The 15,019-nt window shown below is 61.9% G+C and carries 14 protein-coding genes, 1 tRNA gene and 2 rRNA genes (1 of these 17 only partly in view); 6 read left to right on the top strand and 11 right to left on the bottom strand.

Features of this window, described 5'->3' with window-relative positions; translation table 11 throughout:
• Window positions 1-142 precede the first annotated feature (142 nt).
• Complete coding sequence (locus ACR9ZN_RS27550) at window positions 143-889, bottom strand: BPL-N domain-containing protein (protein ID WP_454812468.1); 747 nt, start codon at window positions 887-889, stop codon at window positions 143-145.
• Between the two features lie 13 nt (window positions 890-902).
• On the opposite strand from ACR9ZN_RS27550, the gene ACR9ZN_RS27545 reads away from it, so the two are divergent.
• Window positions 903-1,214 (top strand): hypothetical protein, encoded by a 312-nt coding sequence (locus tag ACR9ZN_RS27545; protein WP_481273692.1) that lies wholly within the window; start codon window positions 903-905, stop codon window positions 1,212-1,214.
• A 64-nt stretch (window positions 1,215-1,278) separates the two neighbouring features.
• On the opposite strand, the gene ACR9ZN_RS27540 is transcribed toward ACR9ZN_RS27545, so the two are convergent.
• From ACR9ZN_RS27540 to ACR9ZN_RS27530, 3 genes are all read right to left on the bottom strand, one after another.
• Window positions 1,279-1,926, bottom strand: a complete 648-nt coding sequence (locus ACR9ZN_RS27540) for a cysteine hydrolase family protein (RefSeq protein WP_454812467.1) — start codon at window positions 1,924-1,926, stop codon at window positions 1,279-1,281.
• A gap of 154 nt (window positions 1,927-2,080) precedes the next feature.
• Window positions 2,081-3,631, bottom strand: coding sequence for a BCCT family transporter (locus ACR9ZN_RS27535; RefSeq protein WP_454816665.1), 1,551 nt, complete (start codon window positions 3,629-3,631; stop codon window positions 2,081-2,083).
• Between the two features lie 317 nt (window positions 3,632-3,948).
• Window positions 3,949-4,305 carry a winged helix-turn-helix transcriptional regulator gene (locus ACR9ZN_RS27530; RefSeq protein ID WP_454812466.1) on the bottom strand — a complete coding sequence of 119 codons (357 nt, stop codon included), beginning with the start codon at window positions 4,303-4,305 and terminating at the stop codon, window positions 3,949-3,951.
• Between the two features lie 149 nt (window positions 4,306-4,454).
• On the opposite strand from ACR9ZN_RS27530, the gene ACR9ZN_RS27525 reads away from it, so the two are divergent.
• On the top strand, window positions 4,455-5,339 hold the full coding sequence (locus ACR9ZN_RS27525; protein WP_454812464.1) for an NAD(P)-dependent oxidoreductase: 885 nt from the start codon (window positions 4,455-4,457) through the stop codon (window positions 5,337-5,339).
• A gap of 280 nt (window positions 5,340-5,619) precedes the next feature.
• Window positions 5,620-6,099 carry a DsbA family protein gene (locus tag ACR9ZN_RS27520; protein ID WP_481273691.1) on the top strand — a complete coding sequence of 160 codons (480 nt, stop codon included), beginning with the start codon at window positions 5,620-5,622 and terminating at the stop codon, window positions 6,097-6,099.
• Window positions 6,100-6,132: 33 nt separating this feature from the next.
• Here the strand turns inward: ACR9ZN_RS27520 and ACR9ZN_RS27515 are convergent, their stop codons facing one another.
• From ACR9ZN_RS27515 to ACR9ZN_RS27505, 3 genes are read right to left on the bottom strand one after another with little or no spacing between them, the layout of a single operon-like run.
• The gene (locus ACR9ZN_RS27515) at window positions 6,133-6,867 is read right to left on the bottom strand and encodes an SDR family oxidoreductase (protein ID WP_454812462.1); all 735 of its coding nucleotides are present in this window, start codon (window positions 6,865-6,867) and stop codon (window positions 6,133-6,135) included.
• 42 nt (window positions 6,868-6,909) lie between these two features.
• Window positions 6,910-7,764 carry an oxidoreductase gene (locus tag ACR9ZN_RS27510; protein ID WP_481273690.1) on the bottom strand — a complete coding sequence of 285 codons (855 nt, stop codon included), beginning with the start codon at window positions 7,762-7,764 and terminating at the stop codon, window positions 6,910-6,912.
• Window positions 7,765-7,815: 51 nt separating this feature from the next.
• Complete coding sequence (locus ACR9ZN_RS27505; protein ID WP_454812458.1) at window positions 7,816-8,190, bottom strand: Atu4866 domain-containing protein; 375 nt, start codon at window positions 8,188-8,190, stop codon at window positions 7,816-7,818.
• 132 nt (window positions 8,191-8,322) lie between these two features.
• Here ACR9ZN_RS27505 and ACR9ZN_RS27500 point away from each other — a divergent pair, with 132 nt between their 5' ends.
• From ACR9ZN_RS27500 to ACR9ZN_RS27490, 3 genes are all read left to right on the top strand, one after another.
• Window positions 8,323-9,231 (top strand): LysR family transcriptional regulator, encoded by a 909-nt coding sequence (locus tag ACR9ZN_RS27500; RefSeq protein ID WP_481273689.1) that lies wholly within the window; start codon window positions 8,323-8,325, stop codon window positions 9,229-9,231.
• A 180-nt stretch (window positions 9,232-9,411) separates the two neighbouring features.
• Window positions 9,412-10,296: a class I SAM-dependent methyltransferase gene (locus ACR9ZN_RS27495; protein ID WP_454812454.1), complete on the top strand. Its 885-nt coding sequence runs from the start codon at window positions 9,412-9,414 to the stop codon at window positions 10,294-10,296.
• 87 nt (window positions 10,297-10,383) lie between these two features.
• Window positions 10,384-11,340, top strand: a complete 957-nt coding sequence (locus tag ACR9ZN_RS27490) for a phytanoyl-CoA dioxygenase family protein (protein WP_481273688.1) — start codon at window positions 10,384-10,386, stop codon at window positions 11,338-11,340.
• A gap of 55 nt (window positions 11,341-11,395) precedes the next feature.
• Here the strand turns inward: ACR9ZN_RS27490 and ACR9ZN_RS27485 are convergent, their stop codons facing one another.
• From ACR9ZN_RS27485 to ACR9ZN_RS27470, 4 genes are all read right to left on the bottom strand, one after another.
• Window positions 11,396-12,385, bottom strand: coding sequence for a DUF808 domain-containing protein (locus ACR9ZN_RS27485; protein ID WP_481273687.1), 990 nt, complete (start codon window positions 12,383-12,385; stop codon window positions 11,396-11,398).
• Between the two features lie 219 nt (window positions 12,386-12,604).
• Window positions 12,605-12,681 (bottom strand) — tRNA-Met (locus ACR9ZN_RS27480).
• A 40-nt stretch (window positions 12,682-12,721) separates the two neighbouring features.
• Window positions 12,722-12,836 (bottom strand): 5S ribosomal RNA (rrf, locus tag ACR9ZN_RS27475).
• Window positions 12,837-12,922: 86 nt separating this feature from the next.
• Window positions 12,923-15,019 (bottom strand): 23S ribosomal RNA (locus tag ACR9ZN_RS27470); it runs 729 nt beyond the window's last position.

Genomic DNA, 15,019 nt, shown 5'->3' with positions numbered 1-15,019 from the left:
AGGAAGGCTTGGAGCGCGGCACCGGGACATCCCGGTGCCGTAACGTCGGCAATAACGGACAGATGGTCGTGGCCGTTGAACGAGCATCGCCAGGAAACATGCTGGCCACCACGATGGATCTGCAGCCCGACAGAATTGCCGGCTAGCGCCTGGCTTGTGAAAACAGATCCCTGAGCAAATTACCTCCTGGCATTTTCGCCAGGGGAATGTCGGCCTCCTCGAACCAGACCTTGTCGGCCTCCGGATGAGGGCCGCTCAAGACGACGCTGCCTTTGCCGAAGGAATAGCGCGCCGCCGCGACATCGCCGTTCTCATAGGTGGCGATCTGCCGAAAGCCCGCATCCTGCTTTGCGCTCGGCAGGTAAGGACCGTCCTGAAAGAATATTCCCTGTTTCTGGCCCGCCCAACGCACGGTTATGGCTGCGTCGGCAATCGTCTTGACGGCGAAGCCGGGACGTCCGACCTCGGAGTCGAGATCATGCGGGATCAGGCCTATCCCCGTGGCATCCGCAAGATAGGCGCCCATGCAGACGCCGACATAATGGCCGCCCTGCGCCACGTAATTGCGAATGGCGCCGATGCGGGCCTTGCCCAGGCTCCGCAACGCACCCGGAATGTCCTGACCGCCACCCGGCTGCACATAGATGTCGTAGCGTGACAGGCTTTGGGGGGAGATGTCGGTCCGTTCCCCCGTCCCAACAAATTCGACACGGTAGTTCGGCCCGAGTTGCTCGATCGATGTCTTCATGGTTTCGGAGCAGCCTTCACAAGAGGCCGGGCCCCGATACACCGCCACCCGAATGAGTTCGCCCTTTGCCTGTGCGAGAGACGGCGCGGGTAACGTCCCGAGCAAGACAGCCCCAATAGCAGCCGATGTACAGAGCTTCATGATACCTGCACCAATGATTTTGAAGGATACTTCCGAACCGGACGCCGATTTGAACGGCGATCCTCGATGGGGCCTGCGGCTGTTCTATGACGGCAAGGAGGCCGGAGTGGGCAACCGGCATCTGCTCCGCACAGGCATCACCGGCCACCGCTTCATTCGGCTTTGGATGAGAAGCGGCTGGCTCACCCACGAGCAGGGCTTGTTGGAACGAAGGCATTGTCCGGAAATAGCCGAAGCGCCGCCCTGGTCATGCCCGGGCATCCAGGGGGCCCTGCTTCGACGTCTGGAGGGAGGAGCTGGATTGCCGGGTCAAGCATGGCAATGACAAAGAGCCAACTCGATTTGTTTATTAATGGATGAATCCTAAGCCGGCGACGAAGGCACCTTCTTCATCCCGCCGTCTCAGCCATCATCCCAGCCAGCGCCTCGCTCCGCGTGAGGATGGCATCGCCCATATAGGCGAGCGCGGTAAAGCTGCGCTCGGCCGCCTCCCGGTGGCCGGTGCCGCAGGCGTCCTCGACGATAACGGGCACGAAGCCGAGATCGGCGCCGTGGCGGGCCGTCGGCTCGATGCCGATCTCGATGGCGACGCCCATGATGGCGAAGGAGGTAAGACCGCAATCGCGCAGGATGGTGGCGAGCGGCGTGTCGGCGAAGGCCGAGAAGGTGATCTTGTCGAGGATGGCCTCGTCTTCGCGTGGCGCCAGTTCCGGCGCGATCTCGAAGCCGGGCGAGGAGCGCAGGAACCAGGGCTTCACCGCGGCGGGGTCCTCGGTGCGCTGCCAGGCCATGGCCTGGCGATATTGGAAGCGTCCCATCAATTTGGGCGGCATCGACATGTGTCGCAGGAAGATGACGCGGTAACCGCCCGCCCGCGCAGCCTGCAGCACGGTGGCATTGCGCGCGATGATGGCGGCGCTGTCGGCAATCTGGCTGAGGATGCCCACCTGCATGTCGTAGACGATGACGGCCATGCGGTCGGGCCGGCAGAGCTCCGCGAGGGAGCCGTGGAGTTCGAGACCGAAGGGGTTCTTCATGGTATTCGGCTCCTCGCGGGGATGCCGCCGACCTGATGACCGGCGCCATGATGGCTCCACACCTTACGGCGAGGCTCTCCGCAAATCACCCCTCCTGGCCACATGAAAACGGGAGGGACCTGCCCGCCCGTCCCGGGTCCAGCGCGTGGCCAGCCTATTCGGCTGGCGGCGCGAGCTTGGTGACTTGGATCCTGGCGTCGTGCAGGACGCCATGCATCTCCAATTCGTCCAGCAGGCCCTTCCACAGCGAGATGCACAGGCCGATCATCACCAGGAGAAAGGGGGCAGCGGCGATGATCGAGGCCGTCTGCAGGCCGGCGAGGCCGCCCATCACCAGGAGCACGCAGGCCGAGGCGCCGGCGAGCAGGCCCCAGAGCACCACGATGCCCGCCTGCGGATGGGGAGCGCCCCGGCAGGAGAGCATGCCCATCACTACCGAGGCGGCGTCCGCACCGGAGACGAAGAAGATCGCCACCAGGAACATAGCGATGGTCGAGGTCACCGTCGCCATCGGATATTGCGCCAGCAAAGCGAACAGCGATACCGGCGCGCCCTGGTTCTTGACCGCCTCGACCAGGCCGCCGGCACCCATCAGCTCGGAATGGAGGGCGGTTCCGCCCATGATGGTGAACCAGACGAAGGTGACGGCGCTGGGGATCAGCAGGACGCCGATCACGAATTCACGGATGGTACGGCCGCGCGAGATGCGGGCGATGAACACACCTACGAAGGGCGCCCAGGAGATCCACCATGCCCAGTAGAAGATGGTCCAGTTGGCCAGCCATTTACCGTCGCTGAAGGCGGCGGTGCGGAACGACATCGAGACGAGGTCACTGAGATAATAGCCGAGCGATTCGATCAGCGTGTCGAAGATGAACACGGTGGGGCCGAAGACTGCCAGGAAGAGCAGCAATACCACCGCGATCACCATGTTCATGTTGCTGAGGAACTGGATGCCCTTGCCGACACCGGACACAGCCGAGAGGATGAAGAGCACCGAGAGCACGGCGATGATGGCAAGGGCAATGGTGGCGGATTCGCCGGTGCCCCACAGATAGTTCATGCCGGAGTTGATCTGCTGCGCGCCAAGGCCGAGCGAGGTGGCGGTGCCGAACAAGGTGGCGATGATGGCCAGCACGTCGATGGTGCGGCCGATCGGCCCGTGCACCCTGTCGCCGATCAGGGGCTGGAAGGCGCTGGACATCAGGGTCGGCAGATCGCGACGATAGCTGAAATAGGCGAGCGCCAGCCCGACGACGGCGTAGATCGCCCAGGGATGCAGGGCCCAATGGAAATAGGCATATTGCATCGCCACGATCGCCGCTTCCTTCGATTGCGGCTGGGCGAGCCCATGGGGCGGCGAGCCGAAATGCGACACGGGTTCTGCCACGCCCCAGAACATCAGGCCGATGCCCATGCCGACGCTGAACATCATGCAGACCCAGGAAACCGTGGAAAATTCCGGCTTTTCGTCGTCATGGCCGAGCTTGATCCGGCCGAAGCGACTGAAGGCCAGGAAGCCGGCGAAAACGAGAAAGAACGCCGTCGAGACGACGAAGCTCCAGCCGAAGGCATGGATGATGCCGTTGAGCGTCGCCGTGGCGACACTTGTCAGGCTGGCGGGGAAGAGCGTTCCCCACAATACAAAGCCCACGACAATAATAAGCGCCGGCCAGAAGACACCGGAATCCGATCCACGAAGCATTGCGCGCGACAAAACGATCGTTCCTCCCCCGTTGAAGCGGGCGCTTCATCGTCTGCCAGCCGGGATTTCGTCGTTCGCGAGTCCCAATAGCCACGCCCCCAGGTCATAGTGCCGCGATATACCTTTGCAATCCGCCTCAGTACCGACCTCCTGGGTTCCGAATCCGACCCCGGCTCTCGAAAACCGAAGGGCATTCGCGGCAATGGGCGGATGCGGGTGCGCATCGTCAAACGGGCTTTCGGGATAGAAAGCCCGGCTCGTCATTGCGAGCCTGGCCAATCGAAGGATCGGCCGGGCGAAGTGGTTCCTTTGAAGGATCAGGCTCGCAGCAAAGGCGCGGCGCAGGCCGCCGGCACCGGCTCGCTGAGGCCAAGCTGCTCGCCCCAGTGGCAAAGGGCAGTGCTGCTGGCGATGAGGCCGGCGCCGCGCTCGCTCAGGGAATAGACGACCTTGGCCGGCATCTGCTCATAGACCTTGCGGTGGATGAGGCTGTCGGCCTCCAATTCGCGCAGCTTTTGCGCCAGCATCTTCTCGCTGATTGCCGGAATAGCTCGGCGCAGCCGGCCGAAGCGGCGGGCGCCGGCATGGAGCTCGCACAAAATGTCGAGCTTCCACTTGCCTTCGAGCATGCGGATCGCCGCCGCAAAGCCGCAATCATTCGCCGTATCCGCCATGCCCCTCTCCCTCGCCAACCCTAACCACCTGGTAACCACTTACGTGGGCGTGCGTATTGAGCGCCGCCACGCCAGCCCCATCTGCCCGAGGACGATGGAAGGCGCGGCAGGAATTCGTCAGCCCGCGCTGGTGGATATGGAGTGTCGAGATGAAGCTTGCAATTGCGGTGCTGGGAACGGGACGCATGGGATCGGCGCTGGCACGCGCCCTGCTGGGCGCCGGCCATGAGGTGACGGTGTGGAACCGTACCCCGGCCAAGGCCGAGGCGCTGGCTGCCCTCGGCGCGACCGTCGCGCCCTCCGTGGCCGAAGCCGTGGCGGCGGGAGCGGTCGTCATCGTGAATGTCAGCGATTACGACGCCACCGCCGCGCTGCTGCGCGAGGCCGGCGTCGCCCGGGCCCTCGAAGGCAAGCTCGTGGTCGAACTCACCTCGGGCACACCGCAGGGCGCGCGCGAGGCTGGAGGCTGGGCGGCCGCGCAGGGCGCTGCCTATCTCGACGGCGCCATCATGGCCACGCCCGATTTCATCGGTACCGAGGCCGGCACCATCCTGTTCGCCGGCCCCGGCCAAGCCTTCGAGGCGAACAAACCGTTATTCCTGGCCCTCGGCGGCAATGTCCAGCATGTCGGGGAGGATGCCGGCCTCGCCAATGCGCTCGACAGCGCCCTGCTCGGCCTGATGTGGGGGGCGCTGTTCGGCACGCTCAACGCCATCGCCGTGAGCCAAGCCGAGGGGGTGGCACTCGGCGTGCTGGGTCGGCTCTGGCAGACCTTGATGCCAGTGATCGACGGTCAGGTCGCCGACCTGATCAAGCGCAACGAGACCGGCCGCCTGGCCAGTGACGAGCAGAGCTTTGCCTCGATCGCCACCCATTACCACGCCTTCGAGCATTTGCTGGCGGTGATGCAGGCCCGCAAGATCGACCTCGGCATCATCCTCGGCCAGGACAGCCTGTTCCGCCGGGCGCTCGCGGCCGGCCAGGGCGAGGACGATTTCGCTGCACTCTCGCGCTTCATGATTGGACGAGATTGAGCGGACCGTTCACGTGAATGCGATTCACCAGCCGAGAACTGTGATTTGCCGAAGATGCCGGCAGCATGAAGAGTGTCGATGGGCTCGGCGAATCGGGCCGCTCGGGCTCTACAGCTCGCCAGCAAGGACATATCATGACATCTCGGCGCCTTCCGCTCCCGCTTCTCGCGGCCCTTCTCCTCTTCGTCAGCCTGGCCGGCTTTCTCGCGCCGTCTGGCTCCGCCCGCGCGGCCTCCGCCGACATCGACGTGAACGACATCATCACCGATCCCTCTTCCCCGTGCTCGGCAATCCCAAGGGCAAGGTCACCATCATCGAATTCACGGATTATCGCTGTCCCTATTGCCGAGTGATGCAGTCGCGTCTCGCCACCCTCCTGCGCGAAAACAAGGAGATCAGGCTGGTGATGAAGGAATGGCCGATCTTCGGGGAGGCTTCGGTCTATGCCGCCAGGGTGGCGCTCGCCGCCAATTGGCAGGGCAAATATGGCGAGGTGCACAATGCCCTCTTCGCCCTGCCCCGCACCATGGACAAGGATGCCGTGCGCGAGGCGGCCGGCAAGGCCGGCGTGAACCTCGCGCGGCTCGACAAGGATCTTGCCGCGCGAGGCCCGGAGATCGCCGCCATGCTGGCCAGGAACGACGTCGCCGCCCGCCTGTTCCAGCTCCAGGGCACGCCCGGCTTCGTGATCGGTCACGACGTCTATTTCGGCGCGCTCAGCCTGGAGCAGCTTCTACGCTATGTGAAGGCTGCGAAGTGAGCAGCCTTAGTAGCCTGCAAATAAAGAACTTTCTCAATGCGGGCTCGCCGTTGGCCGCACCACGATCTCGCTGACGTCGACGTCATCGGGCTGGCCGATGGCATAGGCGAGTGCAGCGGCCACGGCATCCGGGCTGATGGTAACAGCCCGGAAGGCTTTCATCGCCTCCCGCGCGGTGGGATCGCCGATCGTATCGGCAAGCTCGGAGGTGGTGGTGCCGGGCGAGATCACCGTGACGCGGATGCGATCCGTCTCTTGGCGCAGCCCGTCCGAAATGGCGCGCACGGCGAATTTGGTGGCGCAATAGACGGCGGCGGTAGGCGAGACGCGATGACCGCCGATCGAGGAGACGTTGACGATCTGCCCGTTCCCCTGCTCCTCCATGATCGGCAGCGCCGCGGCGATGCCGTAGAGCATGCCCTTGATGTTGACGTCGATCATGCGGTCCCATTCCGCCACCCTCAACGCCGCCAGCGGGGAGAGTGGCATCACCCCGGCATTGTTGACCATCACGTCGAGCCGCCCGAAAGCCTGGCGCGCGAAGCCGGCAAAGGCGGCAACCTCGGCCTGGGAGGTCACGTCGAGCGGGCGCACCCTCACCTCGCCGCCTTCGGCCGCGATCGCCGCGGCGAGACTCTCCAGCCTGTCAGTACGGCGCGCACCGATCACCACGCGGGCGCCCGCTGCCGCCAGCATTCTCGCGCTGGCCTCGCCGATGCCACTGCTCGCGCCGGTGATGGCCACGACTTTTCCTGCAATTGCATTCATCTCATAGGTTCCTTGTTGAGGTGTTCGCGCCGAGGCGCGGCATCAGGCCTTCGCCGGGTCGAGAAAATCGGCGCTCAGCGTGGTCTCGGCCCAGGTCTCGAAATTGAGGCTCAGCGCCTCCAGCCTTTGGCGGGCGATGCGCAAGGCCGGCGCCCCGAGCAGCAGGCGTAGTGGCGGCTCCGGTGCTTCGACCGCCTTGATGATGGCAAGGGCGGCGCGGGCGGGGTCGCCGGGCTGCCGCCCGGAAACGGCGCGGGTCTGCTCGCGGCGCCTGCCGGCGGTGTCGGCATAATCGGCGATGACGGTGGGCGCCTCCACCATGGAGCGGCCGGCCCAGTCGGTGCGGAAAGCCCCGGGCTCGACGATCGTCACCTTGATGCCGAGCGGTGCGACCTCCTGGGCGAGCGATTCCGACAGGGCTTCCACGGCGAATTTGGTGGCGTGGCAATAGCCGGTCGCCGCAAAGGCCACGAGGCCGCCCAGGGACGAGATATTGACGATATGCCCGCTCCGGCGCGCCCGCAGGCCAGGCAATATTCTCTTGGTAACGCCGATCAGCCCGAAGACATTGGTTTCGAACTGGGCCCGGATCGCGGCATCCTCACCTTCCTCGATCGCTGCCAGATAGCCATAGCCAGCACTGTTGACGGCGACGTCGATATGCCCGAAGCGAGCCTCGGCCGCCGCCACGGCCTTCTCGATCGCGCCGGGATCCGTCACGTCGAGTTCGACGGTGAGAGCACGCTCGCCATGCGCGGCGGCAAGGTCGGCCAGCGCTTCCAACCGCCGCGCCGCCAGCACGGCCTGCCATCCCCTGGCGAGAACGGCCTGTGCCAGTGCCAGGCCGAGGCCGGAAGAAGCCCCCGTGATGAACCAGACCGGTGTTTGCTTTGTCATGTCAGTATTCTCTCTTTCGGCCGGAGCATTGAGCCCCAGCCCGGCGCCCGCTTAGCGGCGCCGGAACACCATGCCGCCGTGATGCAACGTGTCGCGGTCGACGAATTCACCATCTGCGGTGAAGCCGGTGTCGTCCCAATAATCGATGTGAGTGCCGCGGACCTCGTAGCGGCCGCGATAGGCGCTCTTGCGGCTGCCGCGCGCTTCGTCATAGCGCCCGTTCGGCAGCAGTTCCTGCCGGATATGGCCGTCTTCCGTGACCCACATCCCCGCATAAGGGTGTTCAGCCATGCTCGCCTCGTTTCTTGTGATCTGACCCTGGCTGGGGGACGGCATATTCGAGGCCAGCGCCGGGTTCGCCCCCGTCAGCAGAGTCACGATCGCCGCATGGGCCGCGATTCGGCCGCCGACATTGCGATGCGCCATGGCCATCCTCCTCAAGTCAGGTTCCTGTTTCGCGCAGAGCCGACCGCCGGCCCCGCTGAAATGCACCCTAGACCGGCGAATTGGCTCGATCGAGTTGCCAATCCGAGATAACTTGGTTAGGTTACCTAACCAATGGCAGATGTGTTCGAAGGCATTTCAACCTTTGTCGCTGTGGCGGAGGCCGGCAGTTTCCGCCTCGCGGCCGAGCGGCTGGGCGTCACCCGTTCGGCTGTCAGCCAGGGCCTGCAGCGCCTGGAGGATCGCCTCGGCGTCGCGCTCGTGCAGCGCACCACGCGCAGCGTGCGCCTGACCGAGGCGGGCGAGCAGCTCTACCAGAGCGTCAACCCGGCCCTGTCCGAGGTGAAGACGGCGCTAGGCGCGGTTCAAGACGAGCGCGGGCGTCCAGCCGGCACGCTCCGGCTCAGCGTCTCCTCGATCGCCGAGACCTTCCTGTCCGGCGCCGCCCTGACGGGATTCCTGCAGGCCTATCCCGGCATCCGGCTCGATCTCACGGTGACGGACGAGGAAGACGACATCGTGCAGGCCGGTTTCGATGCCGGCGTGCGGCTGGGTGAGGTGATCGAACAGGACATGATCGCCATCCCCGTCTCAGGTGAACAGCACCAATTGGCAGTGGCCTCGCCCGACTACCTCGCCCGCTGCGGCACCCCGCAGCATCCACGCGATCTCCTGGCCCATAGCTGCATCGGCTGGCGCGCCCGGCCGGACCTCGCCCCCTATCGCTGGGAATTCACCGAGAACGGCCGCGACTTCGAGATCGCCGTCGAGCCCAGGGTGACGACCAACGATATGGGCACCATGATCCGTCTGGCCTGTGCCGGCACCGGCATCACCTTCGGCGTCTACGACACCTTCCGAGCCTATCTCGACCGCGGGGACCTGGTGCCGCTGCTCGAAGCGTTCGGGCCGCCCTTTGCCGGTTTCTATCTCTATTATCCGCGCCGCCAGCGCCAGCCGGCAAAGCTTCGTGCGCTGGTCGATCATCTGCGCACCACGACACGCAACGGCGAAGCACCGTGAGGGCTGCGACGCGGCCCCCGACCGGCAACACGGAGCCCCCTTTCCTGGCCATGCAAGTTGGCTAACTCAAGCAATTGCTAAACCGCTTGGACAAGCGACACAAAATTTGCCGGGGATGCAGTTGACAGCTAGACCTAAACAGACGACTTGGAGATAAATGCTTCTACAGCGCAGGAAGAAATGACGAATCCACTTCAGCAGATTTTCCGCCGTGTGCGGGCGGCAAAATCGAAAGAAGATGTCGAAGAATTCCATCTGACCGATGGGTATGTTTTCTCCGAGCCGTCGCCCCAGAATGCTGTCGACTTGATTCCGGGATGGAATCACGCCTTCCCGCCAGAATTGGGCATCCAGGCGGGACCTTCCTATATGTATGAGGATGGGAGGATCCACTGGGCCGTCGAGCAATTCGGGCCCGTCTCCGGTCGGCGCGTTCTCGAGCTGGGCCCTTTGGAAGGCTCCCACTCGATGATGCTGGAGAGGCTTGGTCCAGACGTCCTCGACGCCGTGGAAGCCAACAAAATGGCCTTCCTGCGCTGCCTGATCGCCAAGGAGATCTTCAGACTGCAGCGTGCGCATTTTCATCTCGGCGACTTCGTCAAATGGCTGGAACGAGACGACCCGCCATACGATCTCATCGTTGCATGCGGTGTCCTCTATCATATGGAGGACCCGCTGAGATTGCTCGAATTGCTGGCCGCCAGAGCCGATGCGATCTATATCTGGACACATTACTTCGACGAAACTGCAATGCCGCCCGAAGATCTCAGGCGCGTTCCGTTCAAGTCACAAAAGCCGCCATACAAGGAACTCAGCCACGAAGTCGAGTTTCGCGGCATCGATATCAAATTGCACGAGCGCAGCTACTATGGCGCCTGGAAGAAAACGGCATATTGCGGTGGTCCGGTCAATCGACATTATTGGATGGAAAAAGAAGACCTTCTGGCGGTCCTCGGCGTACTGGGTTTTGACGATTTGCGCGTTGCCCATGACGATCCCCAACACATCAACGGCCCGTCATTTTCCGTCTTCGCCCGGCGAACGGCTCAGCAAGCTGAAAGGTGAAACACGGTGTTGGGGCTAGCGAATCTCATCCGTCGGGGCATCAAGGCCAAATCAATCAGGAAGGGGCCCAAGAAGGAAAGCCCCTTGGTGATCGAGCAGAAATTCCGGGAAACCTATATCGCGGAGAGGCCGGTGGACCTCGAAGCCATCGAGGAGTTTCGCGGCGATGCGTTTCCCATCAGTGGCCCGGCTTGCTGGCTTGACAGGCCGAACGCGTTGCTGGAAGTCGAACGTCGCCATACCGCCGGCGAACTCAACGACACCGAAGCCGCGATGTGCAAACAATGGATATTCGAGGGTTACTGCATCGCGCCTGGTCTGATCGAGGCGGAACTTCTCGATCGCCTCTGGGCAGCCTATGAAAAGGCGATCGCCGATGGAACGATCACGGTCGCGCCGGAGAGCCGGGGTGCCGGCGATATTCACCCCGGCCGTACGCTCGATCCCCACATTCCGGTGCCGGTCCTGCGCGAGTTGCAGCAACATCCCAAGATATTGAGAATTTCGGATGTGCTGTTCGGACGCAAGACCCTGCCGTTCCAGACGATCATGGGACATAAGGGTAGCTGGCAGAGCCCGCATTCCGACACGATCCACATGACGACCTATCCACTGGGCTACATGCTGGCGAGTTGGATTGCGTTCGAGGATGTCGGCACTGATTGCGGACCATTGGAATATTATCCACGCAGCCACCGGCTCGTGCCCCCTTTGCTGAGCGGGGAGCTCGGTATTCCGCCGCGTGCATTCAAGGAAAATATCGGGGTTTACAGCTCACTCTACGAGCCGACGATCCGGCACTATATCGACACTTTGGGCCTCGAACCGAAATATTTCCTGGCCAAGGCCGGTGACGTCCTGTTCTGGCATGCCGACCTGTTGCACGGCGGCTCGCCTCGCAAGGATCTCAAGCTTTCCCGCAGGGCGATGGTCTGCCACTATTTCGCACAGGGCGCCTTCACCTATCATGACCTTTCCGGCAATGCCACGCGCCTGCATAAGAACGGGCTCTATGCCCTCCCCGCGATCGACGAGAGCCTGTGAGGCCTTCTCCGGCGGGGTATTTGGAATTGGGTGTGGACGGGATTGGCTCTCGATATCAGGCGCTACTGGGCCTCGGCTTGAACAGGCGCCAGATCGGCGCAACGACATAGCTGATCACCGGAATGGTCACCAGCCCCACGCCAATGCCCACCAGGCCCGAGCCCGCAGCCTGGACCAGCCATGTCACCACCCCGCCAGCCGCCGGCACACAATGCGCCGCCGCTTCGGCGGCCTCATGGAGGACATGGCTGAGAGCGCCCAAGCCATAGGCCTCGAAGCCATGCAGGATGATGCCACCGCCGACCCAAATCATCGCGGCAATGCCGACCAGGCCGAGCACCTTCAGGAAATAGGGCATGCCGACGACGAGCGCACGGCCCATTCCGCGCAGCAGGCGCCCCATCAAGGAGGGCGAGGTCACCCTGGCCATCGCCACGCCGAGATCATCGGCCTTGACGATAAGAGCGACCGCACCATACACCGCAGCCGTAATGCCTATGCCGACAATGGCCAAAATGACGGCCTGGGTCACGAATCCACTATCGGGAACGGAACCGAGCGTGATGGCCATGATCTCCGCCGACAGGATGAAGTCGGTCTTGATGGCGCTTGCGACTTTCTGATCTTCGAAGGATTGCGCATTGGGGTTGATCGAACCGAGTTCGGCTTCATGCTGATGGGCTGCATGCGGCACGATGAGCTCGTAGATCTTCTCGACGCCTTCGTAGCAAAGATAGACACCGCCGATCATCAGCAGGGGCGTAATCGCCTGGGGCGCAAGCAGGCTGAGCGCGAGCGAGACCGGAAGCAGGATCAGAAGCTTGTTCTTGAGCGAACCGGCAGCGATCTTGCCAATGATAGGCAATTCGCGCTTTGCCGCAAACCCTGTGACGTAGCGCGGCGTGACAGCCGCATCGTCGATGACGACGCCAGCCGCCTTGGCGCCTGCCTTGGCAGCCTGGCCGGCAATGTCGTCCAGTGAGGCGGCGGCGACTTTTGCCAGGGCCGCGACGTCGTCGAGAAGGGCGATCAGGCCAACACTCATTGCACCCCCAATTCAGCTTTGCAGCAGTCAATACTGGACAGAAATGCCATGTATCAAGTCCGGCATCATCACCGCGTGTTTGCTTTCACCTACCGAAGCAGGGAGAAAACGGCGAGGCAGCGCTTCGAAGATCCAGAGCGCAGCGTTGGACATTGCATAACTCAAACGCAAAAACCCTGATCGAGTAATTATCTCGATCAGGGTTTTTGATATGCAATTTGGTTGCGGGGGCAGGATTTGAACCTGCGGCCTTCAGGTTATGAGCCTGACGAGCTACCGGGCTGCTCCACCCCGCGGCGGGTAATTTGCATGGTATTCGAGATTTTTGCTTTGCAGGCCTGGCAACGACCTACTCTCCCAGGTCTTGAGACATAGTACCATCGGCGCTGAGGAGTTTAACGGCCGAGTTCGGGATGGGATCGGGTTGAGGCTCCTCGCTAGTGCCACCAGGCCGGCGAAGCAAAATCTGAAGCAAGAATGGAATGTTCCAGGTCACTGTCGGTATTTTTCACCGCGAGTGAGTATTGATAAATGAGAGCGATCAAGCCGATCAAGCTATTAGTACCGGTAAGCTGCACGGATCGCTCCGCTTCCACACCCGGCCTATCAACGTGGTGGTCTACCACGGCTTTCGAGGGAGAACTTATCTTGAGGTGGGTTTCCCGCTTAGATGCCTTCAGCGGTTATCCCGACCGTACATAGCTACCCTGCACTGCGGCTGGCGCCACAACAGGTCCACCAGAGGTACGTCCATCCCGGTCCTCTCGTACTAAGGACAGATCCTCTCAATTCTCCTACGCCCACGCCAGATAGGGACCAAACTGTCTCACGACGTTTTGAACCCAACTCACGTACCACTTTAATCGGCGAACAGCCGAACCCTTGGGACCTTCTCCAGCCCCAGGATGTGATGAGTCGACATCGAGGTGCCAAACGATTCCGTCGATATGGACTCTTGGGAATCATCAGCCTGTTATCCCCGGCGTACCTTTTATTCGTTGAGCGATGGCCGTTCCACAACGGACCACCGGATCACTATGGCCGACTTTCGTCTCTGCTCGACTTGTCAGTCTCGCAGTCAGGCGGGCTTATGCCATTGCACTCGACGACCGATTTCCGACCGGTCTGAGCCCACCGTCGCACGCCTCCGTTACTCTTTGGGAGGCGACCGCCCCAGTCAAACTACCCACCATACACTGTCCCGGGCCCGGATGACGGGTCGCGGTTAGACATCCATGATCGTAAGGGTGGTATTTCAAGGGTGGCTCCACACGGGCTGGCGCCCATGCTTCATAGCCTACCACCTATCCTACACATGCAAGCACGAATGCCAGTGTAAAGTTATAGTAAAGGTGCACGGGGTCTTTCCGTCTAAGCGCAGGTACCCCGCATCTTCACGGGGAATTCAATTTCACTGAGTCTATGCTGGAGACAGCGGGGAGATCGTTACGCCATTCGTGCAGGTCGGAACTTACCCGACAAGGAATTTCGCTACCTTAGGACCGTTATAGTTACGGCCGCCGTTTACCGGGGCTTCGATTCAAAGCTTGCACCTCTCCTCTTAACCTTCCGGCACCGGGCAGGCGTCAGACCCTATACGTCGCCTTGCGGCTTAGCAGAGCCCTGTGTTTTTGTTAAACAGTCGCCACCCCCTAGTTTGTGCCCCTCGCCCATGGTTGCCCACGAACGAGGCCTCCTTATCCCGAAGTTACGGAGGCAAATTGCCGAGTTCCTTCAGCATAGTTCTCTCAAGCGCCTTGGTATACTCTACCAGTCCACCTGTGTCGGTTTCGGGTACGGTCTGATGTGGGAGCTATTTCCTGGAACCTCGTGATGGCATGCACAATCCAATAAGCACACACCACGGAAGAGATCCGTCACTACCCACTGGTCAAGGAATATTCACCTTGTTCCCATCGACTACGCTTTTCAGCCTCGCCTTAGGGGCCGACTAACCCTGCGCAGATTAGCTTTACGCAGGAACCCTTGGACTTTCGGCGACAGTGTCTCTCACACTGTTTGTCGTTACTCATGCCAGCATTCGCACTTCCAATACCTCCAGAGCCGCTCACGCGTACTCCTTCACAGGCCTATGGAACGCTCCGCTACCGCGTACATACTCTCGCATGCACACCCACAGCTTCGGCTCGTGGCTTGAGCCCCGTTACATTTTCGGCGCAAAGACCCTTGTTTAGACCAGTGAGCTGTTACGCTTTCTTTAAAGGATGGCTGCTTCTAAGCCAACCTCCTGGTTGTTATGGGATCCTCACATCCTTTACCACTTAGCCACGAATTAGGGGCCTTAGCTGGTGGTCAGGGTTTTTTCCCTCTCGACGACGGACGTTAGCACCCGCCGTCTGTCTGCCGCACACTACTTCCAGGTATTCGGAGTTTGGTTAGGTTTGGTAGGTCGGTAAGACCCCCTAGCCCATCCAGTGCTCTACCCCCTGGAGTATTCATGCGACGCACTACCTAAATAGTTTTCGCGGAGAACCAGCTATTTCCGAGTTTGATTGGCCTTTCACCCCTAGCCACAAGTCATCCGAGGCTTTTTCAACAGACACCGGTTCGGTCCTCCAGTGGGTGTTACCCCACCTTCAACCTGCTCATGGCTAGATCACATCGGTTTCGGGT

Source organism: Labrys sp. HAY1-8F (genome assembly GCF_056754975.1).
This window is presented reverse-complemented; position numbering and strand designations above follow the sequence as displayed.